Origin of the sequence: Rhizobium johnstonii 3841 (assembly GCF_000009265.1) — a bacterium.
GTDB lineage: Bacteria > Pseudomonadota > Alphaproteobacteria > Rhizobiales > Rhizobiaceae > Rhizobium > Rhizobium acaciae.
In genome coordinates this window covers 560448-582721 of the sequence record NC_008380.1, presented here as the reverse complement: position 1 = coordinate 582721, position 22274 = coordinate 560448, and the positions used below count along the sequence as shown (strand labels likewise).

The 22274-nt window shown below is 60.6% G+C and carries 24 protein-coding genes and 1 tRNA gene; 21 read left to right on the top strand and 4 right to left on the bottom strand.

Features of this window, described 5'->3' with window-relative positions; all coding sequences use genetic code 11:
- Window positions 1-84 precede the first annotated feature (84 nt).
- Window positions 85-1272 carry a hypothetical protein gene (locus RL_RS02825; RefSeq protein ID WP_011650328.1) on the bottom strand — a complete coding sequence of 396 codons (1188 nt, stop codon included), beginning with the start codon at window positions 1270-1272 and terminating at the stop codon, window positions 85-87.
- Window positions 1273-1557: 285 nt separating this feature from the next.
- Between RL_RS02825 and RL_RS02820 the strand changes: the two genes are divergently transcribed.
- The 15 genes from RL_RS02820 (at window position 1558) to RL_RS02750 (ending at window position 13691) form a co-directional block, all read left to right on the top strand.
- On the top strand, window positions 1558-2517 hold the full coding sequence (locus tag RL_RS02820; protein WP_011650327.1) for an NAD(P)H-dependent flavin oxidoreductase: 960 nt from the start codon (window positions 1558-1560) through the stop codon (window positions 2515-2517).
- A 110-nt stretch (window positions 2518-2627) separates the two neighbouring features.
- Window positions 2628-2703: transfer RNA gene (locus RL_RS02815), tRNA-Thr, on the top strand.
- A gap of 311 nt (window positions 2704-3014) precedes the next feature.
- On the top strand, window positions 3015-4658 hold the full coding sequence (gene ccoN, locus RL_RS02810; RefSeq protein ID WP_011650326.1) for a cytochrome-c oxidase, cbb3-type subunit I: 1644 nt from the start codon (window positions 3015-3017) through the stop codon (window positions 4656-4658).
- A gap of 3 nt (window positions 4659-4661) precedes the next feature.
- Window positions 4662-5414, top strand: coding sequence for a cytochrome-c oxidase, cbb3-type subunit II (gene ccoO, locus RL_RS02805; protein ID WP_011650325.1), 753 nt, complete (start codon window positions 4662-4664; stop codon window positions 5412-5414).
- Window positions 5415-5432: 18 nt separating this feature from the next.
- Window positions 5433-5603 carry a CcoQ/FixQ family Cbb3-type cytochrome c oxidase assembly chaperone gene (locus RL_RS02800; protein ID WP_011650324.1) on the top strand — a complete coding sequence of 57 codons (171 nt, stop codon included), beginning with the start codon at window positions 5433-5435 and terminating at the stop codon, window positions 5601-5603.
- Window positions 5594-6472 (top strand): cytochrome-c oxidase, cbb3-type subunit III, encoded by an 879-nt coding sequence (gene ccoP, locus RL_RS02795; RefSeq protein ID WP_011650323.1) that lies wholly within the window; start codon window positions 5594-5596, stop codon window positions 6470-6472. The genes RL_RS02800 and ccoP overlap by 10 nt, the downstream gene beginning before the upstream one ends.
- A complete protein-coding gene (locus RL_RS02790; protein WP_018244634.1) occupies window positions 6469-6663 on the top strand; it encodes a hypothetical protein in 195 nt (64 codons plus the stop codon). The genes ccoP and RL_RS02790 overlap by 4 nt, the downstream gene beginning before the upstream one ends.
- The gene (locus RL_RS02785; protein ID WP_011650322.1) at window positions 6664-7488 is read left to right on the top strand and encodes a DUF2189 domain-containing protein; all 825 of its coding nucleotides are present in this window, start codon (window positions 6664-6666) and stop codon (window positions 7486-7488) included.
- 13 nt (window positions 7489-7501) lie between these two features.
- Entirely contained in the window at window positions 7502-9769 is a 2268-nt protein-coding gene (locus tag RL_RS02780) for a heavy metal translocating P-type ATPase (protein WP_011650321.1), read from the top strand.
- Window positions 9770-9928: a cbb3-type cytochrome oxidase assembly protein CcoS gene (gene ccoS / locus RL_RS02775; protein ID WP_028740460.1), complete on the top strand. Its 159-nt coding sequence runs from the start codon at window positions 9770-9772 to the stop codon at window positions 9926-9928.
- 34 nt (window positions 9929-9962) lie between these two features.
- Window positions 9963-10274, top strand: a complete 312-nt coding sequence (locus RL_RS02770) for a hypothetical protein (protein WP_041936157.1) — start codon at window positions 9963-9965, stop codon at window positions 10272-10274.
- 118 nt (window positions 10275-10392) lie between these two features.
- On the top strand, window positions 10393-10773 hold the full coding sequence (locus RL_RS02765) for a hypothetical protein (protein WP_011650319.1): 381 nt from the start codon (window positions 10393-10395) through the stop codon (window positions 10771-10773).
- Between the two features lie 259 nt (window positions 10774-11032).
- Window positions 11033-12523, top strand: a complete 1491-nt coding sequence (locus tag RL_RS02760) for an MDR family MFS transporter (RefSeq protein WP_011650318.1) — start codon at window positions 11033-11035, stop codon at window positions 12521-12523.
- 74 nt (window positions 12524-12597) lie between these two features.
- Entirely contained in the window at window positions 12598-13164 is a 567-nt protein-coding gene (locus tag RL_RS02755) for a phosphotransferase-like protein (protein WP_041936156.1), read from the top strand.
- Window positions 13165-13439: 275 nt separating this feature from the next.
- Entirely contained in the window at window positions 13440-13691 is a 252-nt protein-coding gene (locus RL_RS02750) for a hypothetical protein (protein ID WP_173364451.1), read from the top strand.
- Window positions 13692-13847: 156 nt separating this feature from the next.
- Here RL_RS02750 and RL_RS02745 read toward each other — a convergent pair whose 3' ends face one another.
- Window positions 13848-14225 (bottom strand): nuclear transport factor 2 family protein, encoded by a 378-nt coding sequence (locus tag RL_RS02745; protein WP_011650315.1) that lies wholly within the window; start codon window positions 14223-14225, stop codon window positions 13848-13850.
- Between the two features lie 127 nt (window positions 14226-14352).
- On the opposite strand from RL_RS02745, the gene RL_RS02740 reads away from it, so the two are divergent.
- Entirely contained in the window at window positions 14353-14811 is a 459-nt protein-coding gene (locus tag RL_RS02740; protein WP_011650314.1) for a MarR family winged helix-turn-helix transcriptional regulator, read from the top strand.
- A 26-nt stretch (window positions 14812-14837) separates the two neighbouring features.
- Here the strand turns inward: RL_RS02740 and RL_RS02735 are convergent, their stop codons facing one another.
- Window positions 14838-16838, bottom strand: a complete 2001-nt coding sequence (locus tag RL_RS02735; protein WP_011650313.1) for an ABC transporter ATP-binding protein/permease — start codon at window positions 16836-16838, stop codon at window positions 14838-14840.
- 164 nt (window positions 16839-17002) lie between these two features.
- On the opposite strand from RL_RS02735, the gene RL_RS40400 reads away from it, so the two are divergent.
- Together RL_RS40400 and RL_RS02730 are read left to right on the top strand one after the other, a co-directional pair.
- Window positions 17003-17191 (top strand): hypothetical protein, encoded by a 189-nt coding sequence (locus tag RL_RS40400; protein WP_028740467.1) that lies wholly within the window; start codon window positions 17003-17005, stop codon window positions 17189-17191.
- 219 nt (window positions 17192-17410) lie between these two features.
- Window positions 17411-17881 carry a nucleoside deaminase gene (locus tag RL_RS02730; protein ID WP_011650312.1) on the top strand — a complete coding sequence of 157 codons (471 nt, stop codon included), beginning with the start codon at window positions 17411-17413 and terminating at the stop codon, window positions 17879-17881.
- A 65-nt stretch (window positions 17882-17946) separates the two neighbouring features.
- On the opposite strand, the gene RL_RS02725 is transcribed toward RL_RS02730, so the two are convergent.
- Window positions 17947-18846, bottom strand: a complete 900-nt coding sequence (locus tag RL_RS02725) for a GntR family transcriptional regulator (protein ID WP_011650311.1) — start codon at window positions 18844-18846, stop codon at window positions 17947-17949.
- A 226-nt stretch (window positions 18847-19072) separates the two neighbouring features.
- On the opposite strand from RL_RS02725, the gene RL_RS02720 reads away from it, so the two are divergent.
- The 3 genes from RL_RS02720 to RL_RS02710 all read left to right on the top strand — a co-directional run bounded on the left by RL_RS02720 (window position 19073) and on the right by RL_RS02710 (window position 22201).
- Complete coding sequence (locus tag RL_RS02720) at window positions 19073-20575, top strand: UxaA family hydrolase (protein WP_011650310.1); 1503 nt, start codon at window positions 19073-19075, stop codon at window positions 20573-20575.
- A gap of 150 nt (window positions 20576-20725) precedes the next feature.
- Window positions 20726-21745, top strand: a complete 1020-nt coding sequence (locus RL_RS02715) for an aldo/keto reductase (RefSeq protein ID WP_011650309.1) — start codon at window positions 20726-20728, stop codon at window positions 21743-21745.
- A 9-nt stretch (window positions 21746-21754) separates the two neighbouring features.
- The gene (locus RL_RS02710) at window positions 21755-22201 is read left to right on the top strand and encodes an RbsD/FucU family protein (protein WP_011650308.1); all 447 of its coding nucleotides are present in this window, start codon (window positions 21755-21757) and stop codon (window positions 22199-22201) included.
- Window positions 22202-22274: the final 73 nt, after the last annotated feature.

Below are 22274 nucleotides of genomic sequence, written 5' to 3'. Positions count from 1 at the left end.
TCGGGACCGGGGCCACCGGCTCCGCCGGGACTGCGGTCACCGGCTCTGCCGGGACCGAGGCCACCGGCTCTGCCGGGACCGAGATCACTGTCCCGGCAGGATGCGGATGGCGAAGAGGTTGATGCCGCGCGCCTTGCCGTCGAGATCGCTGTTGATCGTCAGTGTACCCGGCGAATTCGGCGCCAGCGAGCGATCGAACTTCACCTGCAGCAGCGCATCCGACTTTTCCCGGGTAACGGTGAAACGATGGCGGGCGCAATTGCCGAGCGTCTGGAAATTGCACTCGACGGTGATCTGGGTCGGCTCGTCGGTGGTGGATTGCAACGTCAGCGCGATCGTCGAGGATTTGCCGGCAAGCTGCTGCAGCACCGAAGGCGGCACGCTGATCGAGATATTGCCATCGGCGGCACCGCTCTCGGAGATCAGCCGGACGGCGGGACCGTCATTCTCGGTGATTTTTTCGGTCCGCGCCCGCGGGCCGCTTTGAATCTTGTCGGCATCCTCAGGCTTGAACAGCGGGATCCAATCAGCCGAGAAACTGTTCTGCGGATCGATGGTTACCGGCTGATCGGTGTGGGAGGCGGCATTGCCGGCGCTGTCGTCATTGCCGGTGAAATCCTCGGGCTGGGTGCTGGCCGGCGGATTGGCAACGCTGGTGTCGCGCTCGGCCGCCGTCATCAGCAGGCCCGATGTATGCGCCCACCAGGCGCCGATGCCGATGAAGGCCAGCAGCACGCACCAGACGAGCAGCCGCGAAAAGAACTTTCTGGGCTTGCGGCGGCCTGCCGCCCGCTCCGGACGGAAATCCATATTGGTGGCGCGCTGGCCGCGGGCAAGGCGCTCCTCGCCGACGGGGGCGGCGGCAAGGTGATCGGTACTCCCGGCATGCACGTCGTCGAGGCTGGACTCGTCGCCGCGGCGTTGGACCACCTCGGCCGCGCGGGTCTCGCCCGACACTGCGGGGCCGTCGAACTGATCGACGTCGGCTTGGTGAACCGGCGGCGCCGGCATTTCCACGACCGGCGGCACGGGGACTTCGGGCGGCCTCTGGCGGGGGTGAAGGCGGTCGCGCTCCTCGCCTTCGATGGCGTGGATGGTGCTTTCCAGGCGATGGCGGTGATGGGCGACGACCTCGGTGTCGGTGATATCCTGCTTGCGCAGCCCGGCTTCCAGCGCCTGGCGGGCCGACTGGTAGATCCTCGCTCGAACCTCCGGATTGTCACGATCGGAATTGTCGAGTGCCGTTCTGATGGCCGTTTCTAATCCGCTCACATTCAGTCCTTCACCTTGAATTCGGCATCGGACTGCAATCCCCGCCGTTCTCCATCAAAATTCGGTAGCGTCAAGTGCGGCAAACCGCAAGCCTTGCGGGCCCGGCCGCGGTCGATCGGCGGGGATATCGGCAGCTTTCACCGCTTGCGGGCCTTATTATATGAGCTTTCTTGGACGTATATATTCGGGCCGAAATCGACGAAGGCATGGCAGCCGGCCTTTTATCGCCTTTTCATCTCTGTTATGAGATTGACGTTTTCGTAAACGTCAATGGAGGTGATGACCATGGCCCTGCCCCCGATCCTGAGGGATAGATTGAGACTGCCGGTCATCGGCTCGCCGCTCTTCATCATCTCGCATCCGGCGCTGACGCTGGCGCAATGCAAGGCGGGCATCGTCGGGGCGTTTCCGGCGCTGAACGCCCGGCCGGAAAGCCAGCTCGACGAATGGCTGGCTGAGATTACTGAGGAGCTTGCCCGCCACGACGCCGCTCATCCGGAGCGGCCGGCGGCGCCTTTTGCCGTCAACCAGATCGTCCACATGTCGAACAAGCGGCTGGAGCACGACCTTACGCTCTGCGTCAAATATAAGGTGCCGATCGTCATCTCCTCGCTCGGCGCGGTGCCCGAGGTCAATGCTGCCGTGCATTCCTATGGCGGCATCGTGCTGCATGACATTATCAACAACCGCCATGCCCATTCGGCGATCCGCAAGGGTGCGGACGGGCTGATTGCGGTGGCGGCCGGCGCCGGCGGCCATGCCGGCACGTTATCGCCCTTCGCGCTCGTCCAGGAGATCCGCGAATGGTTCGACGGGCCGCTGCTGCTGGCCGGCGCAATCGCCACCGGCGGCGCCATCCTTGCCGCAGAGGCGATGGGCGCCGACATGGCCTATATCGGCTCGCCCTTCATCGCCACCGAGGAAGCCCGCGCCGCGGACGCCTACAAGCAGGCGATCGTCGCAGGCGCTGCTGGCGACATCGTCTATTCCAACTATTTCACCGGCGTGCACGGCAACTACCTCAAGCCCTCGATCGTCGCCGCCGGCATGGACCCTGACAACCTGCCGCTTGCCGATGCCTCGAAGATGGATTTCGAGCAGGCTGTCGGCGGCGCCAAGGCCTGGAAGGACATATGGGGCAGCGGCCAGGGCATCAGCGCCGTCAAGGCGGTCGAGCCGGTGGCAAATCTCGTCGACCGGCTGGAGGCCGAATACAGGGCGGCGCGTGCCCGGCTGGCGCTCTGAGGCGCCCTCCCCTCTTTTTTGCCAAAGCCATGACAGGGCGCTTGAAATCTTCGATCAATGCCTGTATCAGCGCCATGCAAATCGCAGGCCGCATGCTTCGGCCGTGAAACGCCGCTTTAGCTCAGGTGGTAGAGCACATCATTCGTAATGATGGGGTCGCAGGTTCGAGTCCTGCAAGCGGCACCATTTCTTTCAAGCACCTCGGCCGGCTTCAGTTTTCTCGCTCATCCTATTGCATAATTCAAAGTGTTACAGCGTCTTTGGGTCTGAAAAGACACGCGGCGCCTCGACCAGTGCCAAAGCTCATCTGCGTCAATTAATACGGGAACGTTCGCTCCCATGACCGAATAACACGGTCTTCAGCTTCAGGCCCAATCGGTCCAACGGCGATTGTGATAGACGATCTAGCCTATCTTCGCGTGTGCACGCTCACAGAACTGATTGCCTTTCAACGCTTTGTAGAGCACCATCATCGGCACAGCCGGGGGGATGGAACAATGGGACAGCTCACGAGCGCGGAGCGGGGTTCCGCGGCAGCTATACTTATTGCTTTGATGGTTGTTGGTGTCGCGATGGCGGCCGCTGGCCGCTTTGATCCCATCGGCATACACGGCGCTATCGTCCTTGTGTATTGCGGCGCGTTGTTCTGCTACATCCTGACTTCAGCTTTCAGCGAAGAACCGGATGCTTCGCGCTTTTCCAGCTACTATGACGATCCGATCAAGGTCGGCGTGGCCCTCACACTGGCGTGGGCGGTCTTTGGCATGTTCATCGGCGTTTGGGCAGCTGCACAGCTTGCCTGGCCGAGCCTGAATTTCGATACGGCGTGGTCGAGCTTCGGCCGTATACGGCCCGCCCATACGACAGGGGTGATCTTCGGCTTCGGCGGAAACGCGTTGATCGCGACATCATTCCATGTCGTTCAGCGAACATCGCGCGCAAGGTTGGCCGATCAACTCTCGCCGTGGTTCGTGATCTTCGGCTTCAACCTTTTCTGTCTGATCGCGGTCAGCGGGTATTTCATGGGCGTTACCCAGTCCAAGGAATACGCGGAAGCGGAATGGTATGCCGACCTCTGGCTCGTGATCGTTTGGATCGCCTATTTCGTGCTTTTCGTACGCACCTTGGCACGGCGCAAGGAACCTCACATCTACGTTGCCAACTGGTACTATCTCGCCTTCATCATCGTGGTAGCGATCCTCCATATCGTCAACAACCTGGCAGTGCCCGTATCGTTCGGACACGCCAAAAGCTACACGGTCTGGTCCGGTGTACAGGATGCGATGGTCCAGTGGTGGTACGGGCACAACGCCGTGGCGTTTTTTCTGACGTCGGGCTTCCTAGGGATGCTCTACTATTATCTGCCGATCCGCGCTGAGCGGCCGATTTTTTCCTATCGATTGTCCATTCTCAGCTTCTGGGGGATCACCTTCTTCTACATGTGGGCGGGGTCCCACCATCTCCATTACACCGCACTGCCTATCTGGGTGCAAAACCTTGGAATGACGTTCTCGGTCATGCTGCTCGTTCCGTCGTGGGCGTCGGCCGGGAACGCATTGCTCACGTTGAACGGGGCTTGGCATCGCGTGCGTGACGACGCCACTCTTCGCTTCATCATGATGGCGGCGTTCTTCTATGGGCTGTCGACATTCGAAGGGTCTTTCATGGCAATCAGACCCGTCAACTCACTGTCTCATTATACCGATTGGACGGTCGGCCACGTTCATGCCGGTGCGCTGGGCTGGGTTGCCATGATAACGTTCGGCGCGTTCTACACACTCGTTCCATCGATCTGGAAACGCGAAAGGATGTATTCTGCAGCCCTGGTCGAAGTCCATTTCTGGTTGGCGCTTGCAGGCACACTCATCTACGTCTTCGCCATGTGGAATTCCGGCATTATCCAGGGATTGATGTGGCGCACATATTCAGCCGACAACACCTTGGTCTATTCATTCGTCGACAGTCTGCTGGCGATGTATCCCTACTACATCGCACGCGCTTTCGGAGGGCTGCTTTTCCTCCTTGGGGCGATCGTGGCAAGCTTCAATATCTGGATGACCGTCCGAACGGCTCCCGCCGTGGGAGCAGTTCACGATGCGCCCCTGACTTCTGGCATTCTCGAAAACGCGCCGGCGGAGTGAGAGATGAGCGAACGTCTGCATGGAAGACTGGAACGGACGGCCGTCGGGTTCATGCTGGCTATCGTTGTGGCGGGAAGCGTCGGCGGGCTTGTCGAGATCGCCCCGCTGTTCACGATCCACGAGACGGTCGAGGACGCCCCCGACATGAGAGTGTACACACCCCTCGAGGCGGCGGGCCGGAACATCTATGTGCGAGAAGGCTGCTACGCCTGCCACAGCCAGATGATCAGAACGCTGCGGGACGAGGTCGAGCGGTACGGTCCTTATTCTCTTGCGGTCGAATCCAAGTATGACCATCCCATGTTGTGGGGGTCAAAGCGCACGGGTCCCGATCTGGCGCGCATCGGCGGGAAGTATTCAGATCTCTGGCACGTGGCCCATTTGATCAACCCTCGCGAGGTCGTCCCGGAATCCAACATGCCGTCCTATCAATGGTTGGCGACAACCCCGCTCGATCTGGGCGATCTGCGTGACCAACTGGCGGCCCTGAGAACCGTGGGAGTGCCTTATACGGATGACATGGTCGCAAACGCATCTGCCGATGCCTTCGGCCAAGCCAATCCGGACAGCGAACAGTCCTCAGGCGTCACGGAACGTTATGGGCAAGACACGCAGGTCTCCGCGTTTGACGGCGTAAAAACCAGCGTGACTGAAATGGACGCCATGGTCGCGTATCTGCAGGTGCTTGGCCGGCTCACAAAGGCTGCCTACCAGAACACTGCGGCACCGGAGCAGATGCCGAACCCCAACAATTGATTGCTCAGGGGATTTGAAATGGATCTTACCCACGAAACCATGTTGGAACTGTCCAAGGTTTGGGGCCTGTTCTATCTCATTGTGTTTTCGATCGGGGTAATCATCTACACCTTCTGGCCTTCCAACAAGGCGCGTTTCGATCGGGCGGAAACGGACATATTCGACAAGGACGACACCCCATGGCGATAGAGGAAGTCGATCCCGTAACAGGCCGGAAGACGACGGGACACATTTGGAACGGCATCAAGGAGCTCGATACTCCTGTACCGCGCGGGGTTCTGCTCTTCCTGATCATCACGCACCTGTTCGCCGCTCTCTGGTGGATACTGTATCCGACCTGGCCGCTTGGAAACACGTATACGAGGGGCCTGATCGGCACGGGTCAAAAGCAGGCGGTAGAGCGAAAGATCATAGAAGCTGATGCTTCGCGCGCGCTCTGGATCGAGAAGATCGAGACCAGTTCCTTTGATGAAATCCGTGCCGACGAAAAGCTGATGGAGAAGGTGGCCTCCAGCGGCCACCAGTTGTTCGGAGACAACTGCGCCGCCTGTCATGGACGGGACGGCAAGGGCGGACGAGACTTCCCCGATCTTACCGATGACGACTGGCTTTGGGGTGGAGGACCAGAAAAAATCGTCCAGACCATGACGGTGGGCGTCAATACGACGCACTCGCAAAGCCGCGTGTCGCAGATGCCTGCGTTCGGAACAGACGAAATGCTCAACCGAAAACAGGTGAGCGACGTCGCCGCCTATGTCTATTCGTTGAGCAATACGTCCACCGAATCCGTAGACGCCAGCCAGATCGCTGCTGGCCGCCAAGTGTTCATGGCTAGCTGCGTGGCATGCCACGGCGAAGATGCCAAAGGCAAACAGGATGTCGGTGCGCCGAACCTGACCGACGGCCGCTGGATTTACGGCGGGGGTATCGAACGGATCGTCCAGTCGATCCATGGCGGACGGCAGGGACATATGCCCACCTGGGAGGAACGCCTAAGTCCAGCTGAGATAAAGATACTCGCGCTTTATGTGAACAAGCTGGGTGGGGGTCGGCAGTGACGCCCGAAGCGAAGAGCCCCATACCCCGCGTTTTCAAGTGGCTGCTGATCGGACTGACCGGCGCGATCTTTGTCGGCGCTAACGCCCATTTTGTTTACATGGCGATCACCACTCAGCCCGCCTGCATCGAGCATATCAAGGAAAAAGGCCAGCAACCCAACCAATTCAGGGCCGCCGCTTCAGCTTGCTGAATGCGCGAGGAGGATCAGATGCCGCAGGACGACACTTCCGGCCGATATCGGAGCGAGGTATCAGGGATACAGGAGACGATGAATCCCAAGTGGCAGCGGCATCTGCCCCTCGGCGCTCCTCTCGGTTGGCTTGGCAAAGGTTGGCAGGACTTGATCCGGCAACCCTGGCCAAGTCTGGCCTACGGGTTCGTGGTGTTCTTACTCGCGTTGGCGGCCACCGTGATGCTGTTTCGGCTCGAGCGCGACTATCTTCTCTTTCCTGCGTTGGCGGGCATATTGATCGTCGCCCCGCTCTTTGCCGCAGGGCTCTATGTCAAGAGCAGGAGTTTGGCGAACGGCGAGCGCATCTCGCTTCGTCAGATGTTGTTCGTCCGGCCGAGAGCTGGAGGGCAGGTGTTTTTCACGGGGATGCTGCTGTGCATGGTGATGCTGCTCTGGATGAGGGCGGCGGTCATTATCTACGCGCTCTTTTTCGGCGTTAATCCGTTCCCCGGCCTTGATGGCGTAGCAAGGCTATTGGTCACCACTCCCTCGGGCTGGGGCATGCTGATCGTCGGCTTGTGTATCGGCGCATTGTTCGCTGGATTCGCTTTTGCAATCGGGGTGTTCTCAATCCCGATGCTTCTGGATGAGCGCATTGACGCCTTCACAGCCATGGGCGTCAGCGTTGTCATGGTCTGGAACAACATGGGACCGTCAATGGTCTGGGGTGCGATCGTACTCGCCCTCTTCCTCGCCAGCCTGCTGACGGGACTTGTCGGACTGATCGTCGTTTTTCCTTTGCTCGGCCACGCCACATGGCATGCCTACAAGGCAATGAGGTAGCGAGGAACGGACAATGACCTGCTGCGCGTCAATTGCGTCGTCACTCCACGAGCCCGGACCAAGAAGGCCGGGGGTGGACGAGGTTGCGTTGGCAAGCAGGGATTTGGGCAATGGTCTCAGGCAGATCACCCTGTCCGTTCCGGACATGCGATGCGGCGCATGCATGGCGCTTCTGGAATCGACCCTTGGCAAGCACCCCGAAGTTCACATGGCGCGCGCCAATCTGACGGCAAAGCGTGTAACCATCCATTGGCAAGCGGAAAATGGTTCGCCACCCGATTTTGCCGCTCTAATCGGAAAGATCGGTTACACGGCCGTCTTGCCGGCGGAAGGCCGCGATCAACCGGACGGTGAGATATCGGGCCTGTTGCGCGCGCTGGCAGTCGCTGGCTTTTGCTCGATGAACATCATGGTGTTGTCCGTATCGGTCTGGGCGGGCGCGGACCCGGCAACACGTCAGACGCTCCACCTGATGTCGGCCGCGCTCGCACTACCCGCCGTTATCTACTCCGGGGCGACATTCTACCGGTCGGCGTGGCGGGCGCTCGCGCACGGTCGGGCAAACATGGATGTGCCGGTCAGCATCGGCGTCCTGCTCTCTTTCGGTCTCAGCGTATACGACACGTTCGCCGAAGGACGGCAAGCCTACTTCGAGGCCAGTACCTCGTTGATCTTCATTTTGCTCGTCGGACGCACGCTGGACCATCTGATGCGACGCAGGGCGCGATCGGCGGCGGCGTCTCTGGCCGACATGATGCCAAAAGGCGCGAATGTGATCCGCGCGGATGGACGGATCGAATATGTTCCACTGAGCGACATCGTTTCCGGAACCCGCACCCTGATTGCCGCCGGCGATAGAATTCCGGCCGACGGGACGATTCTCTCCGGCATGTCGGAACTTGACCGTTCGTTGCTGACGGGAGAGAGCCGTTGTGAGACGGTTGGACCAGGTGGACAGGTTCGCGCGGGCGATTTGAACGTCGGCCATCCCCTGACTGTCGAAGCCACCGCCGCACCGGGAGATTCGACACTCGCCGAGTTGCATAGGATGCTGGAAGCCGTCGAGGACTGCCGGTCTCAATACCGGATACTCGCCGACAGGGCCGCGCGTCTCTATGCTCCCGTTATCCACGGACTGTCGGTGCTGACATTCCTTTCGTGGTTTGCGGTGACACAGGACATCCACCTCGCCCTGACGATTTCGATCTCGGTCTTGATCATTGCCTGCCCTTGTGCGCTGGGGTTGGCGGTTCCGATGGTTCAGGTCGTTGCAGCACGCAGATTGTTCACCCGGGGCATCGTGGCAAGGGACGGATCGGCATTGGAACGTTTGGCGGAAATCGACACCGTCGTTTTCGACAAGACCGGTACGCTGACGCAATACGAGCCGAGGCTGTTGACCGGGAACTGGACCGGACCACTGGAATTTTCACTGGCTGCGTCGCTGTCACGGTTTTCGAGCCATCCGATGTCGAGAGCGATCGCGGATTACGCCTCACGGCGCGAGTGGGAGGCTCTCGCGCTTGATGACGTCCGGGAAATACCTGGCAACGGTCTCGAGGCGTCTTTCCGAGGGGAAGTTTATCGACTTGGGCGAGCGGCATGGGCGGCGAGCGGCGATGCAGACGACCGGACTGGCGCAGCTTCGACTGTCGTCCTGACGCGACAGGGAGAAATCCTCGCCTCTTTCGTTTTTGGAGAGAAGGTTCGAGCCGGGTCGGCGATGGCGGTGCAGTTCTTGAAGAACCGCGGCATCGCCGTCGAAATGCTGACCGGCGATGTCCCCGAAGCGGCTCTTGCCGTGGCACGGGAAGTCGGAATCGACTCGGTAAGAGCTGCCGCCCTCCCCAAGGACAAGGCCGAGGCGATCGATGCGTTGCGCAGTCTCGGTCGCAAGGTGATGATGATTGGTGACGGAATAAACGACGCGGTCGCGCTGAAGGCCGCGCATGTTTCCATGGCTCCGGCATCAGGAAGCGACATCGGTCGCAGCGCCGCCGATTTCATCCTGCTCAATGGAAACATGGACGGAATAAAGGTCGCACTGACGACGGCGGGTCGTGCGGCCGTGCTGATCCGCCAAAATTTCGCTTTGGCTATCGTCTACAACGCGTGCAGCATTCCTCTCGCGCTGTTGGGTTATGCCAACCCGCTCATCGCCGCGATAGCGATGTCGACGTCGTCGATATTGGTCGTCGCGAATGCGATGAGGCTTGAGATCGACCGCACGCCACCAGAGCGGGAAATGCGGCGGATAAATAAGCTGGCGGGAGTGGGATAAATGAGCGCATTGTCGTTTCTGATACCCATAGCTCTGTTCATGGGCATCGCCGGGCTTGGCGCCTTCCTTTGGTCCCTGCGCAACGGTCAGTACGAAGATCTAGATGGCGCAGCAGAAAGGATATTGTCCGAAAAGGACGACAAGCCTCTCGGCGGCTGAAGGATCGATTGTAAATGCTTTGAAGGAGGGTCGAATGGAAGACACGGATAGCCAGTCTCCACCGGTTGAACATGATACCGCCCATGCGTCACGCATCCGTACCATTGATCCATCGGAGGCTGTGACGGGGGTTGCCATTGTCTTGGGCATCCTTGGCGGAGCAATCGGCGTCGTTTCCACATTGGTCCTGGCCGATGCATCCAGTGTCGGCTCCTGGATCGCCTACTGCCTCATTGCAGCGTTGGCGGGCGGCTCTGCAGGGATCGTCGTTGGCGGAATGTTTGGAGCGATTTTCGCGGTAACCAGGGGAATAACGGTACCCGCCCACAGTGATCGTCAGGGCTGAAGAGGCTAGGCCGGGGTCACCGCCTCCGGCGCAATAGTGCCAACCAGCCCAACCCATCCCGGAACAATGCTCCCGCGGATCAAGTTTTCTCCCTGAGACAACAAGCATGGAGAAAATCATGTCCGGCAAGTTCATCGCAATATCGCTGCTTTCGATCGGTCTGGCCGGCCCGGCGCTGGCGCAGACGGCCGGGGGTGCGGATGCCAATGGGCGGCTTTCGGTGGCGCCTGTTATCGGTGGATCGGGGAGTTCGGGCGGCGGTTCCGCAGGCGCCGGGTCGGCTGGCACTGGGTCTGTCGGCACCGGCTCGACGGGAACCGGGTCTGTCGGGACCGATCCCGGCACCACCGGCAGCACGACCGGCAATGGCGGCGTCAATCTCAACAGCGGCCGCAGCACCATCAATCCCGGCGGGGTTAATCCCAACCTGCAGCAGACGCCGGGTTGCACCAGCGGCAGCGCCGACACCGGCTCGCTGGGCGAGGCATGCCCGCAATAAGGATGAGGTGATTGTTCGCCTTTCCTTCTGACAAAACGAAGGTCCGGAGCGGAATGGCGCCGGGCCTTCGCTTTCGACCTCCACTTCGCCGACATCACGCGAAAACAATGGCTGGCGTCAGAAACCGGTCGCGGCCTGCTTTACCGGCCGGGCTTGAGGTCGTAAAAGGACGGCATCACTCCGCAAGCGGCGCATCGCCCCACATCTCGCCAGCCTGCCGATATTTCCGGCATCTGCGGAGCACCCGAAGAGGATCGTCATGTCGAATGCAGCGCAACGCTCGAACCGCGTGCTTATCGTCGCCACCATCATGCTCGCGACCTTCATGGTGGCGATCGAGGCGACGATCGTGGCGACCGCGATGCCGCGCATCGTCGGGGAGCTCGGCGGCTTTTCCTATTACAGCTGGGTGTTTTCGGCCTTCCTGCTGGCGCAGTCGACGACGACGGTCATCTACGGCAAGCTTTCCGACATTTTTGGGCGCAAGCCGGTGCTGATCGGCGGCATCCTGATCTTCCTCGTCGGCTCTTTGCTCTGCGGGCTTGCCTGGTCGATGATGTCGCTGGTGCTGTTCCGGCTGCTGCAGGGGCTCGGCGCCGGCGCCATCCAGCCGGTGACGATGACGATCATCGGCGATCTCTTCAAGCTGGAGGAGCGCGGCCGCGTGCAGGGCGCGATGGCGACCGTCTGGGCGACCTCGGCCGTCGTCGGGCCGCTGGCCGGCGGCATCATCGTCGACAATATCTCCTGGGCCTGGATCTTCTGGATCAACCTGCCGATCGGCGTCATCTCGATCATCGCCTTCATGGTCTTCCTGAAGGAGGACGTGGCGCACAAGCAGGCAAAGATCGATTACCTCGGATCGGTGCTGTTTTCGATCTCGATCGTCGCACTTCTCGTCATGCTGACGGAAACCGATGCGAGCGCCTGGATCCTGCTTTCGCTTTTCGCCGTCTTCGTGGTCACGGGCCTGCTCTTTCTCGCCCAGGAGAAGCGGGCACCGGAGCCGATCATCTCGATCCCGCTCTGGAGCCGAAGGCTGATTGCGACCAGCAATACGGCGACGCTGCTGGCCGGCATGGCGCTGATCGGGCTTTCGACAATCCTGCCGCTCTATGTGCAGGGCGTGCTTGGCCGCTCGCCTCTTGTCGCGGGGTTCACGCTCACGATGCTCGTCGTCGGCTGGCCCTTGGCGGTGATGCTCTCCAGCCGCTTCTACAAGGCCTTCGGCATCCGCCGCACTCTGCGCGTCGGCAGCCTGATGTTTCCATTCGGCGCCTGTTTCCTGTTGTTCCTCACCCCTGACAGTTCGCCGGTCGTTGCTGGCGCCGGCTCGTTCTTCATGGGCTTCGGCATGGGTCTCATCAGCCTCACCAGCATCGTGCTGGTGCAGGACAGCGTCGAATGGTCGATGCGCGGCAGCGCCACGGCCTCGATCATCTTTTCCCGCAGCCTCGGCAATACGCTCGGCGCCACCGTGCTCGGCGCCATCCTCAATGCCGGCATCAACCACTATGCGAGCGGCGATGCGGCGGCAGGTCTGCACGAGGCGCTGAACCAGCCGACCGGGCTTTCGGCGCTCGCCGCCGATCCGGCGATCCGCTCCGTCTTCAATGCGGCCCTGCACTGGAGCTTCTGGGGCGTGGTCGTCGTCGCGGTGCTGACCTTCTTCACCACCTGGCTGATCCCGGTCGGGCATGGTCAGAAGGGCGAAGGGGCGGCGGTTCCAAGCGAGGCCGCTTCGCATTAATCGGTTCGGCTTGTGGAAACGCAGACAAGCTGCGTTTCCACAGCGGTGGATTGTGTCGGGAAAGTTGTCGGACGATGAGTGTTTTCGTGCTGCTCTTGGGGTTCCCGGGCGTCGGGAAGCTGACAATCGCTAGAGAACTCGGCTCGCTGATATCAGCAAAGATCGTTGATAATCACTGGTTCAACAACCCGATCTTGCGCCTCCTCGACGAGGATCAGACCGCTCCGCTGCCGAAGGGCATATGGGAATACACCGGGAGGGTCCGGCAGGCCGTCCTGGATGCAATCACCGCCTATAGCGGCCCGTCGGCGAATTTCATCTTCACCCATGCCGGTGTCGAAGGCGATGAGCGCAGCACACGGACGTACCAACAGTTTGTTGACGCCGCCGGACGGCGCGCCGCGGTCTTCGTTCCGGTGCGATTGCTGTGTGCCGAAGAAGAATTGGCGCGTCGCGTTTCGTCGCCCGCACGGCGCGACCATTTGAAAACCACCGATGTCGAGACGTCGAGGAGCCGAAGCCGACAGGCCCTGGTTCTTGATACCCCACACCAACACGCGCTAACGTTGGATGTGACGTTCACGTCGCCGTCAGAAAGTGCAGCGGCAATACGGGATCATATTGCGAGATGCAGCGCCTGAGGAGCGCAGCCCTTCGCGCCGATAGCGAAAGATCGGCCTCGGGCCGCAATGCGCCGCTGATGTCGGGATTCAATGGAAATAAGCGCCATCGGGCCAATCGCCAGGCGCGACAAAACCTGGTGGGACGGAGTGATTGAATTGACCAAGACTATTGGAGCTTTTATACAATAGCTTTTGCGAAACTCCGGATTAGCCAAAAATAATCCTTTTAAATCAATGGGCTTCTCCTGGATGGCGCCAAATCAAGAATGCGGAACAAGCGGATTGCTGAAGCGATGCAGCCCGGCTGTATGCATCGGCCATGGAGAAGCAACATTATAAAGATCATGGTCTTGCTGCACAGAGCCGATGGCATGGCTTGGCAGTCTCCCCCTAAAGGCACCAGCCTGAAGACATTGAGCGAAGCCGAGGAGCAAGGCTTCATCTTGATCCGCGGGGAATTTCAGAAACGCCAATTCCGTCTGACGGAGCTGGGCTCCGACTATGTCGAGCGCGACAAGCGGCGTCTGGAAGCGCGCAGGCTCTGAACCGATACCGCCGGCTAAGTGCGAATTGAACGCACAAGCCAGGCCCCCGACGGCCGAAAAGCGGGCCTGACAATGGCGCGTCGCAACAGGAGCGGTCATCCCCGCACGGGAAGTACCAGCTCACAGAGCATGCTGGGCTTACAGAGCATGCTGGGCTTACAGGGCATCCCGAATATCGAAGCGGACGATCTTGTCGCCTTCCATGCGGAAGATATGCGTCACCGTCTTGTCCTTCAGGCCATGGGTCTGTCCCTCCAGCGGCCGGCCATCGAGGTCAAAGACCGACTGGATCACCTCGACAGCGACGGCGCCACCTGGCGTTTCCTCAAATGCCATGGGCTCGACATGCGGACTGATGACGGCCCATTGGCGTGTCCAATAGTCGCGCACGGCCTCACGGCCATGAACGTGGCCGCCATCCATGCCGTTGGCCCAGGCGACATCATCGGAAAGAACGGCAAGGACAGCGTCGATGTCTCTGGCGTTGAAGCTGGCATAGATGCGCTTGATCATTTCGACGTCGTTTTGAGACATGTCGTTTCCTCTATGGAGATTGAAACATTCGCTGGCGGCATCGAAACGGCCTTGCCTCGTGCTGCACATCAATATACATACGTACATATATATCTCGCGGTCAAGCGCAGGCAAGAGGTGATCGGAATTGGACGAAGATGTGCTTTCTACGCCGGGGCATCTCATCAGTCTTGCGGCGCGGGGCTTTGCCCGCCTCAGCGAGTCACGCCTCAAACCGCTCGGCTTCGGTGTCGGCCAGTTGCCTGTCCTGGTCGCGCTGCAAAATGGCAAGGCCAGCACGCAACGCGACCTCGCCCGCTTTGCCAGGGTCGAGCAGCCGCCGATGGCGCAGATGCTCGCTCGCATGGAGAGGGATGGCCTAATCGAGCGGACACCCGACCCGGCTGACGGTCGCAGCAGCCGCATCGTGCTGACGAAAACCGCACAGGAATGCATGCCGAAGGCAATTGCGGCCCTATTCCAAGGGAATCGTGAGGCACTGGCCGGGTTCACGGATGCGGAAGCGGGACAACTTGCAGATCTGCTGACGCGGCTGATCGACAATCTGGATCAAATTGCGAGCGCAGAGCTTTCGTCAGGTGATTGATGGTTTTGTGGCCAAACGGCGAGTTTCTATTCGGGGACTGTGCCGCCTTCATTCGAGGTCGTACTGCCTTTTGGCGGGGAGCGGCGCTTCTCCAAAACGCGTGACAGCAAGTTCCGTTTTCTCTTGCGCTTGATCAGATCGATATCGCTGACAAGCTTTGCGCCGCCCTCGCGCCGCTCGAGCGTGATCTTGCGGCTATGGAAGACTTCCAGCTCAACGCGATGCGCGACGCTTAGGATGGTGACCTCCGGCAATTCATCGATCACCATCTGCATCATCTTATCCTGGCTCTTCTCATCGAGTGCTGCCGTTGCTTCATCCAGCACGATGATATCGGGTTGGTGCAGCAGGAGACGCGCAAATGCGAGCCGCTGCTTTTCGCCGCCCGACAAGGTCTGGTCCCAGGGCGCATCTTCCTCGATCTTGTCGTTCAGATAATCCAGTCCCACCTTGTCGAGGGCCGACTTGATCTCATCCAGCGGCCAGCTATCGGCGGCGCCGGGATAGGCGACGGCGCGGCGAAGCGTGCCCGAAGGGATATAGGGCCGTTGCGGCAACATGAACAATCGCCTGTCGGCATGGAAATTGACGCTGCCGCCGCCCCACGGCCAGAGACCTGCGATGGCCCGCACCAGCGTGCTCTTGCCCGACCCGGATTCACCTGACACAAGCACCCGCTCGCCGGGTTCGATCTCGACCCGGGTTTCCGTGACCACGGCGGTGCCATCGTCAAGCGACACGGAGAGATCGTTGAGGCTGAGCATCGCCTCGCCTTCGGTTTCACCATGCTTGATGCGTCCCAGAGAGTCGCTCTGTTCGGCGCGCTCCAACCCGTCAAGCGACATCATCAGCGAGGCGATGCGCCGTGCACAGGCATTCCAATCGGCAAGACGCGGATAGTTGTCGACCAGCCAGCCGAACGCGCCCTGAACGATGGCAAAAGCAGAGGCGGCCTGCATGACCTGTCCGAGGGTCATGCTGCCTTCGAGAAATTTTGGTGCGCAAAGCAGAACCGGTACAACAGGCGCAATCAGCATCGATCCATGCGACACTACCGTCGTGCGCATGTGCTGGCGGGCAAGGAGCGCCCATTGCTTCAGCACATTGGTGAAGGTTTTGTCGAGGTCGTTACGCTCCTCCTCTTCGCCGCCGAGAAGCGCGATGCTCTCGCCATTTTCCCGCACATGCGTCAGCGTGTAGCGAAACTCAGCTTCTGCTTGATTTTTGGCCTCGGAGACGTGGACGAAATAGCGGCCGATGACCGCCATCGAAGTAGAGGTGATCGCAGCGTAGAGGACCGCAGTGATGACGAGAAAGCCGGGAATGGTAACGGTGAAACCTGCGATCGGCAGAGTCAGAGCCCCGCCGATCGTCCAGAGCACCACGATGAAGGTCGAGGCCGCCAGAAATGCGGATATGACACCGGCGACGAAATCGACGGGTGCTTCGGTGGCAATCCGCAAATCCTCGGAAATGCGCGCTTCGGGGTTCTTGTGGTCGCCGCCGATGAGATTCAACTGATAGTAACGGCCGTTTGCGAGCCAGCGCGCGATGACGGCTGTCGTCAGCCAGGAACGCCAGCGGCGCTGAATCATCATGCGAACGGCGACTTGTATCGTGACAATGGCGACAGTTCCGAGCACGAGCGGCACGAACACGCCGCTCAAGAAATAGACGGTGCCGGCATCGTGTCGCTCTATGGCGTCGAAGATCCCGCGGTTCCACAGATTGATTCCGTACTGGAAGCCGACATTCATGCAGATCATCGCCAATAGCCCGATCGAGAGGGGCCAAGCGAACTTGTCGCCACCGCGGCCCCAGTAACGGCGCGCGCTGATCCAGAAACGCTTGAGCAAATACCGCTTGCGCGCCTGCTCGGCCTCTTCAGGCGTCAGCTCCGGATCGGGTTCGATGGCATCTGGCGGCGGCATGACCTCGACAGTCGATGCCGTCTCCTGGGGCGAGTTTCCGGCACCGTGCGGTTCGGTGCCGTCGACCGATTTCGGTTTGAGTTTAGCGTCGGCCATAAGCGCGATAACGGCTTACAGATCGAAATGTTTCATGATGCGATGCTGGCCATCGGTTTTCAACGAATAACGATAACTTGATCGACCGGCACAGTTATCGGAAGGCACAGCGGCCCTACTTACCCATGAACTGCACTGACCGATTTTGGGCAGCGGGGGGTTAGATGCTTCAAATTCGCAAACTATTGGCTGCCTTGACAGCCGTCATCGTGGTCGCGATAGCGTCGTCATCCTGCACTACGGCCTCAAATAGCTCGATGCAGACGGGCTCGATTGGTTACGGAAGCGCCGACCTTTCTCTCAGACCAGCTTGCCGAGGCGGTTTCGGCAATGATCGTCCGTGCAGCTATTAGCGGCAGAAAACCGGAAGTGGTGCCTGGGTTTCGACCATTCGGCACCCGTTAAGGTATGAACCCGGAAAATCTGTCAAACATGCCCACCCCGTGGTTATGGCTTGCCAATCCATGCCGGTCTCCTTCCCCCAGCCAGCATCTTGAATCTGATTTGCAGCCCTTGGCAATGCCCTGGATTCAAGACAAAATCACCCGGCTCTAGTGTTTGGGGAAATTCTGATGGAAAACCACGAGCCGTTTTTACGCGAGGCGATTGCGCTCTCGAGATCCGCGGTGGAAAACGGCGACGAACCGTTTGGCTCGCTGCTGGTGAAGGACGGCGAAGTCATCCTGCGCGCCGAAAACAGCGTCTTCACCGGCCACGACATGACGAACCACGCCGAGATGAACCTGGTTAAACTGGCAGCGCAGCACTACGACACTGCTTTTCTCGCTGATTGCACGCTTTACACCAGCACCGAGCCGTGCGCGATGTGCTCCGGGGCGATTTACTGGTCGGGCATCGGGCGGATGGTGTTTGCGTGCTCCGAAGCGCGGCTTGGCGAAATCGCCGGGATCGGGTTGAACGTGCCGAGCCGGGCGGTGTTACAAACCGGCGCGCGCATCGTCACTGTGGTTGGCCCGAACCTCGAAGACGAAGCCGCCGCAGTCCATCAAGAATTCTGGCCGAAGCATCTGGGCAAGGCGTAGCCTCTTTCGTCCGAAATGCCGCTGGCGGGCACACCGAGGCGGTGCCCGGAGTTGCTCTCATCTGATCAGGCGGTTTCGGTGGCGATCTGCGGCAGGGATTGCAGCAGGGTCTGGCGGGCGGAGTGCAGATGCGCGCGGCAGGCGGCATCGATCGCGGCCTGGTCGCCGGATTCCAGCGCTGCGATATAATCCAGATGTTCGTGAATGGCGCGCTCGTTGCGCTGGCGGGCGGCGGTCTTGTTCCACTGGTAGTGATAGTGGAAGACGATGGCGATGGCGTCGTAGAAATCGGCGATGAAGCGGTTCTTCGAGGCGCGATGGATCAGCAAGTGGAAGCGTTCGTCGAGGACGGAGAAATCCTTGAAGCGCTGGTTGATGTCGGCAAGCATGGCGTGATGTTCGTCGCGCATAGCGGCAAGATCGGCCCAGCTCTGATTATCCCTGGGAAGCCGGCCGAATTCGGCGGCGGAATGCAGCTCGAACATCTCGCGCACATCGGCAAGTTCGAGGGCGAATTCGCGGGTGAAGCCTTTGAGCGTCCAGTGGCTGTTCGGGCGCTTCTCGATGAGGCCGAAGCGGGAGAAGCGGATCAGAAACTCGCGCACGCTGGTCGTGCCGGTGCCGATCTCGCGGGCGAGCTCCAATTCGTTGATCTGCATGCCGGGTGCTGCATCATCTGCAAGGATGCGCTGCATGAAGCTGCGCTCGATGATATCGTGCAGGGAGTCGGTTTCTTCGGAGGGAAAGAGGTCATGGTCGGTCGGCTGGCGCAGCACGATCTTCTGGCGCTTGTTCCAGCGGATGATGCCTTCTTCGCTGAGCCGGGTCAGGATGGCGCGCGCCGTCGAGCGGCTGACGCCGAGCTGGGCGGCGATCTCCGGTTCCGAGGGCAGCGCGGTATCCGTGCGCAGGGCTACGGCATACCTGTTGTAGGCTTCCTTGAAGACCGTATTCTGCCTTGCCACCAGACCCCGCTTTCCGCCCTCGTGACCGTCGTTCCGCTTCAAAGCAGGGCAGAACAGACCGGGGCTTGTTCAAACGACCTTTAGCTTATTTCCGGTCGCCTGCGGCTCATTGCCTCCCTCGTCCACAGGATCAATATTCCCGTTGACTTGAAAATGTTTATTGTAGATAAAAAACAAAATCAATGCGCTTTCGCCGATGCAGCGAGCCTTTCCCAGGGAGAATAAATTGGACAAACTGCCTTGGATCATCCTTTCGGCCGGCGACAATGTCGCGGTCGCAACGGCGGCAATCGCGCCGGGTTCGACGGTTGCCGGCATTCAGACCCGTGAGAAGATCGACCCCGGCCACAAGGTGGCGATAGCGGATATTCCGCTCGGGTCACCCGTGGTGAAATACGGACAGGCGATCGGCCGCACGACGGCCGAGGTCAAGGCCGGCGACCATGTGCACAGCCACAACCTGCATTTCGAAAACGACCGGCTGGCGGCGACCGCCAATTCGGCGCCGGAAACGGCCACAGCCGACGACGTCGGGCGCACCTTCATGGGCTATCGCCGCGCCGATGGGCGGGCCGCGACCCGCAACTATATCGGCATCATCGCCAGCGTGAACTGTTCCACCACGGTCTGCCGGGCGATCGCCGACGAGGCGAACCGGACGATCCTGCCGCATTATGAAGGCATCGACGGTTTCGTGCCGATCGTGCACGACCAGGGCTGCGGCATGAGCTCGACCGGCGACGGCATGAACGTGCTGCACCGGACGCTGGCCGGCTACACCAGACACGTGAATTTCGGCGGCGTGCTGATGATCGGCCTCGGCTGCGAGGTCAACCAGCTGACGCTTTACGGCCAGAGTGGTGCGGGCGCCTCCAAGCGGCATTTCAACATCCAGGATGCCGGCGGCTCGCGCCGCGCGGTGGAGCGCGCCATGGGCATGCTGCGCGAAATTGCCGCCGATGTCGGCAAGGAAAAGCGCGTGCCGATGTCGATCGGCGAGATCATCATCGGTCTGCAATGCGGCGGCTCGGACGGCTTTTCCGGCATCACCGCCAATCCGGCGCTGGGTGTCGCGGCCGATCTGCTGGCAGCAGCCGGCGGCACGGCGATCCTGTCGGAGACCTCGGAAATCTATGGTGCGGAACATCTGCTGCGCAGCCGCGCCGTCAGCGACGAGGTGGCAAAGAAGCTCGACGACAAGATTGCCTGGTGGGAAGATTATGTCGCCCTGCACGGCGCCTCGCTCGACAACAACCCCTCGCCCGGCAACAAGCGCGGCGGGCTCACCACCATTCTCGAAAAGTCGCTCGGCGCGGTTGCCAAGGGCGGGCGTTCGCCGCTGACGGCGGTCTATGGTTATGCCGAGCGGGTCACGGCCCCCGGCCTCGTCTTCATGGACACGCCCGGCTACGACCCGGTCTCGGCGACCGGCCAGGTGGCCGGCGGGGCAAACATGATCGCCTTTACCACAGGCCGCGGCAGTTGCTTCGGTTGCCGGCCGGCGCCGTCGCTGAAGCTTTCCAGCAATTCGGCGCTCTATGCCTCGATGGAAGAGGATATGGACATCGATTGCGGCACGATCGCCACCGGCGACGCGACGATCAGCGGCAAGGGCCGCGAGATCTTCGACCTCATCGTCGATACGGCCTCGGGCAAGAAGACCAAGAGCGAGCTCTTCGGCTACGGCGACAATGAATTCGTGCCCTGGCATCTCGGTGCGACGCTCTGACCTTTTTGTTTTACGCAATCCCGGGCGGAAAACCGCTTCACACTTTTCCTGGGATTGATTTGAAGTACGCAATCCCGGGCGGAAAACCGCTTCACACTTTTCCTGGGATTGCTCCCTAGACCAAGCTCAAGTTCTTCGCGAGGAGGCATGATGAAGACGAGACGGATCGGCAAGACCAAGCTGGAGGTGACCGAAATCAGTTTCGGCGCAGCCGCTCTCGGCGGTCTCTACCGCGCCTGCCCGCGCGAGGTGGCGATGGACACGCTGCAGGCGGCCTGGGACAGCGGCATCCGCTATTTCGACGTGGCGCCCTGGTATGGGCTCGGCCTTGCCGAACGGCGGGTCGGCGATTTCCTGCGCGACCAGCCGGATGGGTCTTACGTGCTGTCCACCAAGGTCGGCCGGCTACTTCGGCCGGTGCCGACCGGCACGGTGCCCGACTACAGCTATGTCGACCCGCTCTCCTTCGATGCCGATTACGACTATTCTTATGACGGTATCATGCGCTCGGTCGAATTCAGCTATGCGCGGCTCGGCCTCAACCGCATCGATATTCTCTATGTGCACGATCTCGGCGTCTATACACATGGCGCGGCGAAGAATGCGGTCCACCAGAAGCAGTTTCTCGATTCCGGCGTGAAGGCGCTGGAGGAACTGAAGTCGTCTGGCGCGATCTCCGCCTTCGGCCTCGGCGTCAACGAAGTGCCCGTCTGCCTCGACGTCACGCGCCATTCCGATCTCGACTGCATTCTGCTCGCCGGCCGCTACACGCTGCTCGACCGCTCGGCGGTCGCCGAACTGCTGCCGCTCTGCCGAGAGAAGGGCACCTCGCTCGTTGTCGGCGGCGTCTTCAACTCCGGCATTCTCGCCACCGGCCCGGTGCCGGGTTCGCATTTCGACTATATGCCGGCTGATGACGACGTGCTTGCCAAGGTCGGCGCCATGGAGGCGATCGCCAATCGCCACGGCGTGCCGCTGGCGGCGCCCGCCCTGCAGTTTCCGCTGCGCGAGGCGATCGTCGCATCGGTGCTGATCGGCACGGCCAAGCCGTCGAGCCTCACGCGCAATATGGAGATCGTCGAGCCGCGGCTTGCCGACGAGATCTATGCCGAATTCGAACCCTATACGCTGGTCGCGCCGCCGCTCGGCGCCGAAGCCGTGCGAGTCTGAGGAGAGATTATGCTCAAGGGTATTCATCCGCTGCTTGGCCCCGACCTGCTCCATGCGCTGAAGACCATGGGACATGGCGACGACATCGTCATATCGGACGCCAATTTTCCCTCGGGCTCGATGGGTCCGCCTGTCATTCGCGCCGACGGCGTCAGCGCCACCGCGATGGCCGAGGCCATTCTGACGCATATGCCGCTCGACACTTTCGTGCCGGAAGCGGCATGGCGGATGGAGGTGGTCGGCGATCCCGATGCGATGCCCGAGGTCTGCACCGAATTCCAGCAGATCGTTTCCAAACACGCCGGCGATTTCCGCATCGTGCCGGTGGAGCGTTTTGCGTTTTATGCGATGGCTCGCAAGGCCACCTACATCGTCGCGACGACGGAATTCCGGCTGTACGGCAACCTGATTTTGAAAAAGGGCGTCGTCCATCCGCACGAGGTCGATCAAGCCTGATACCTATTTTAGGGTATCGTTGTATTGGAATGAAATCAGTTGCTTGGCGGGAGTTTACCAAAGCAAAAAAGCC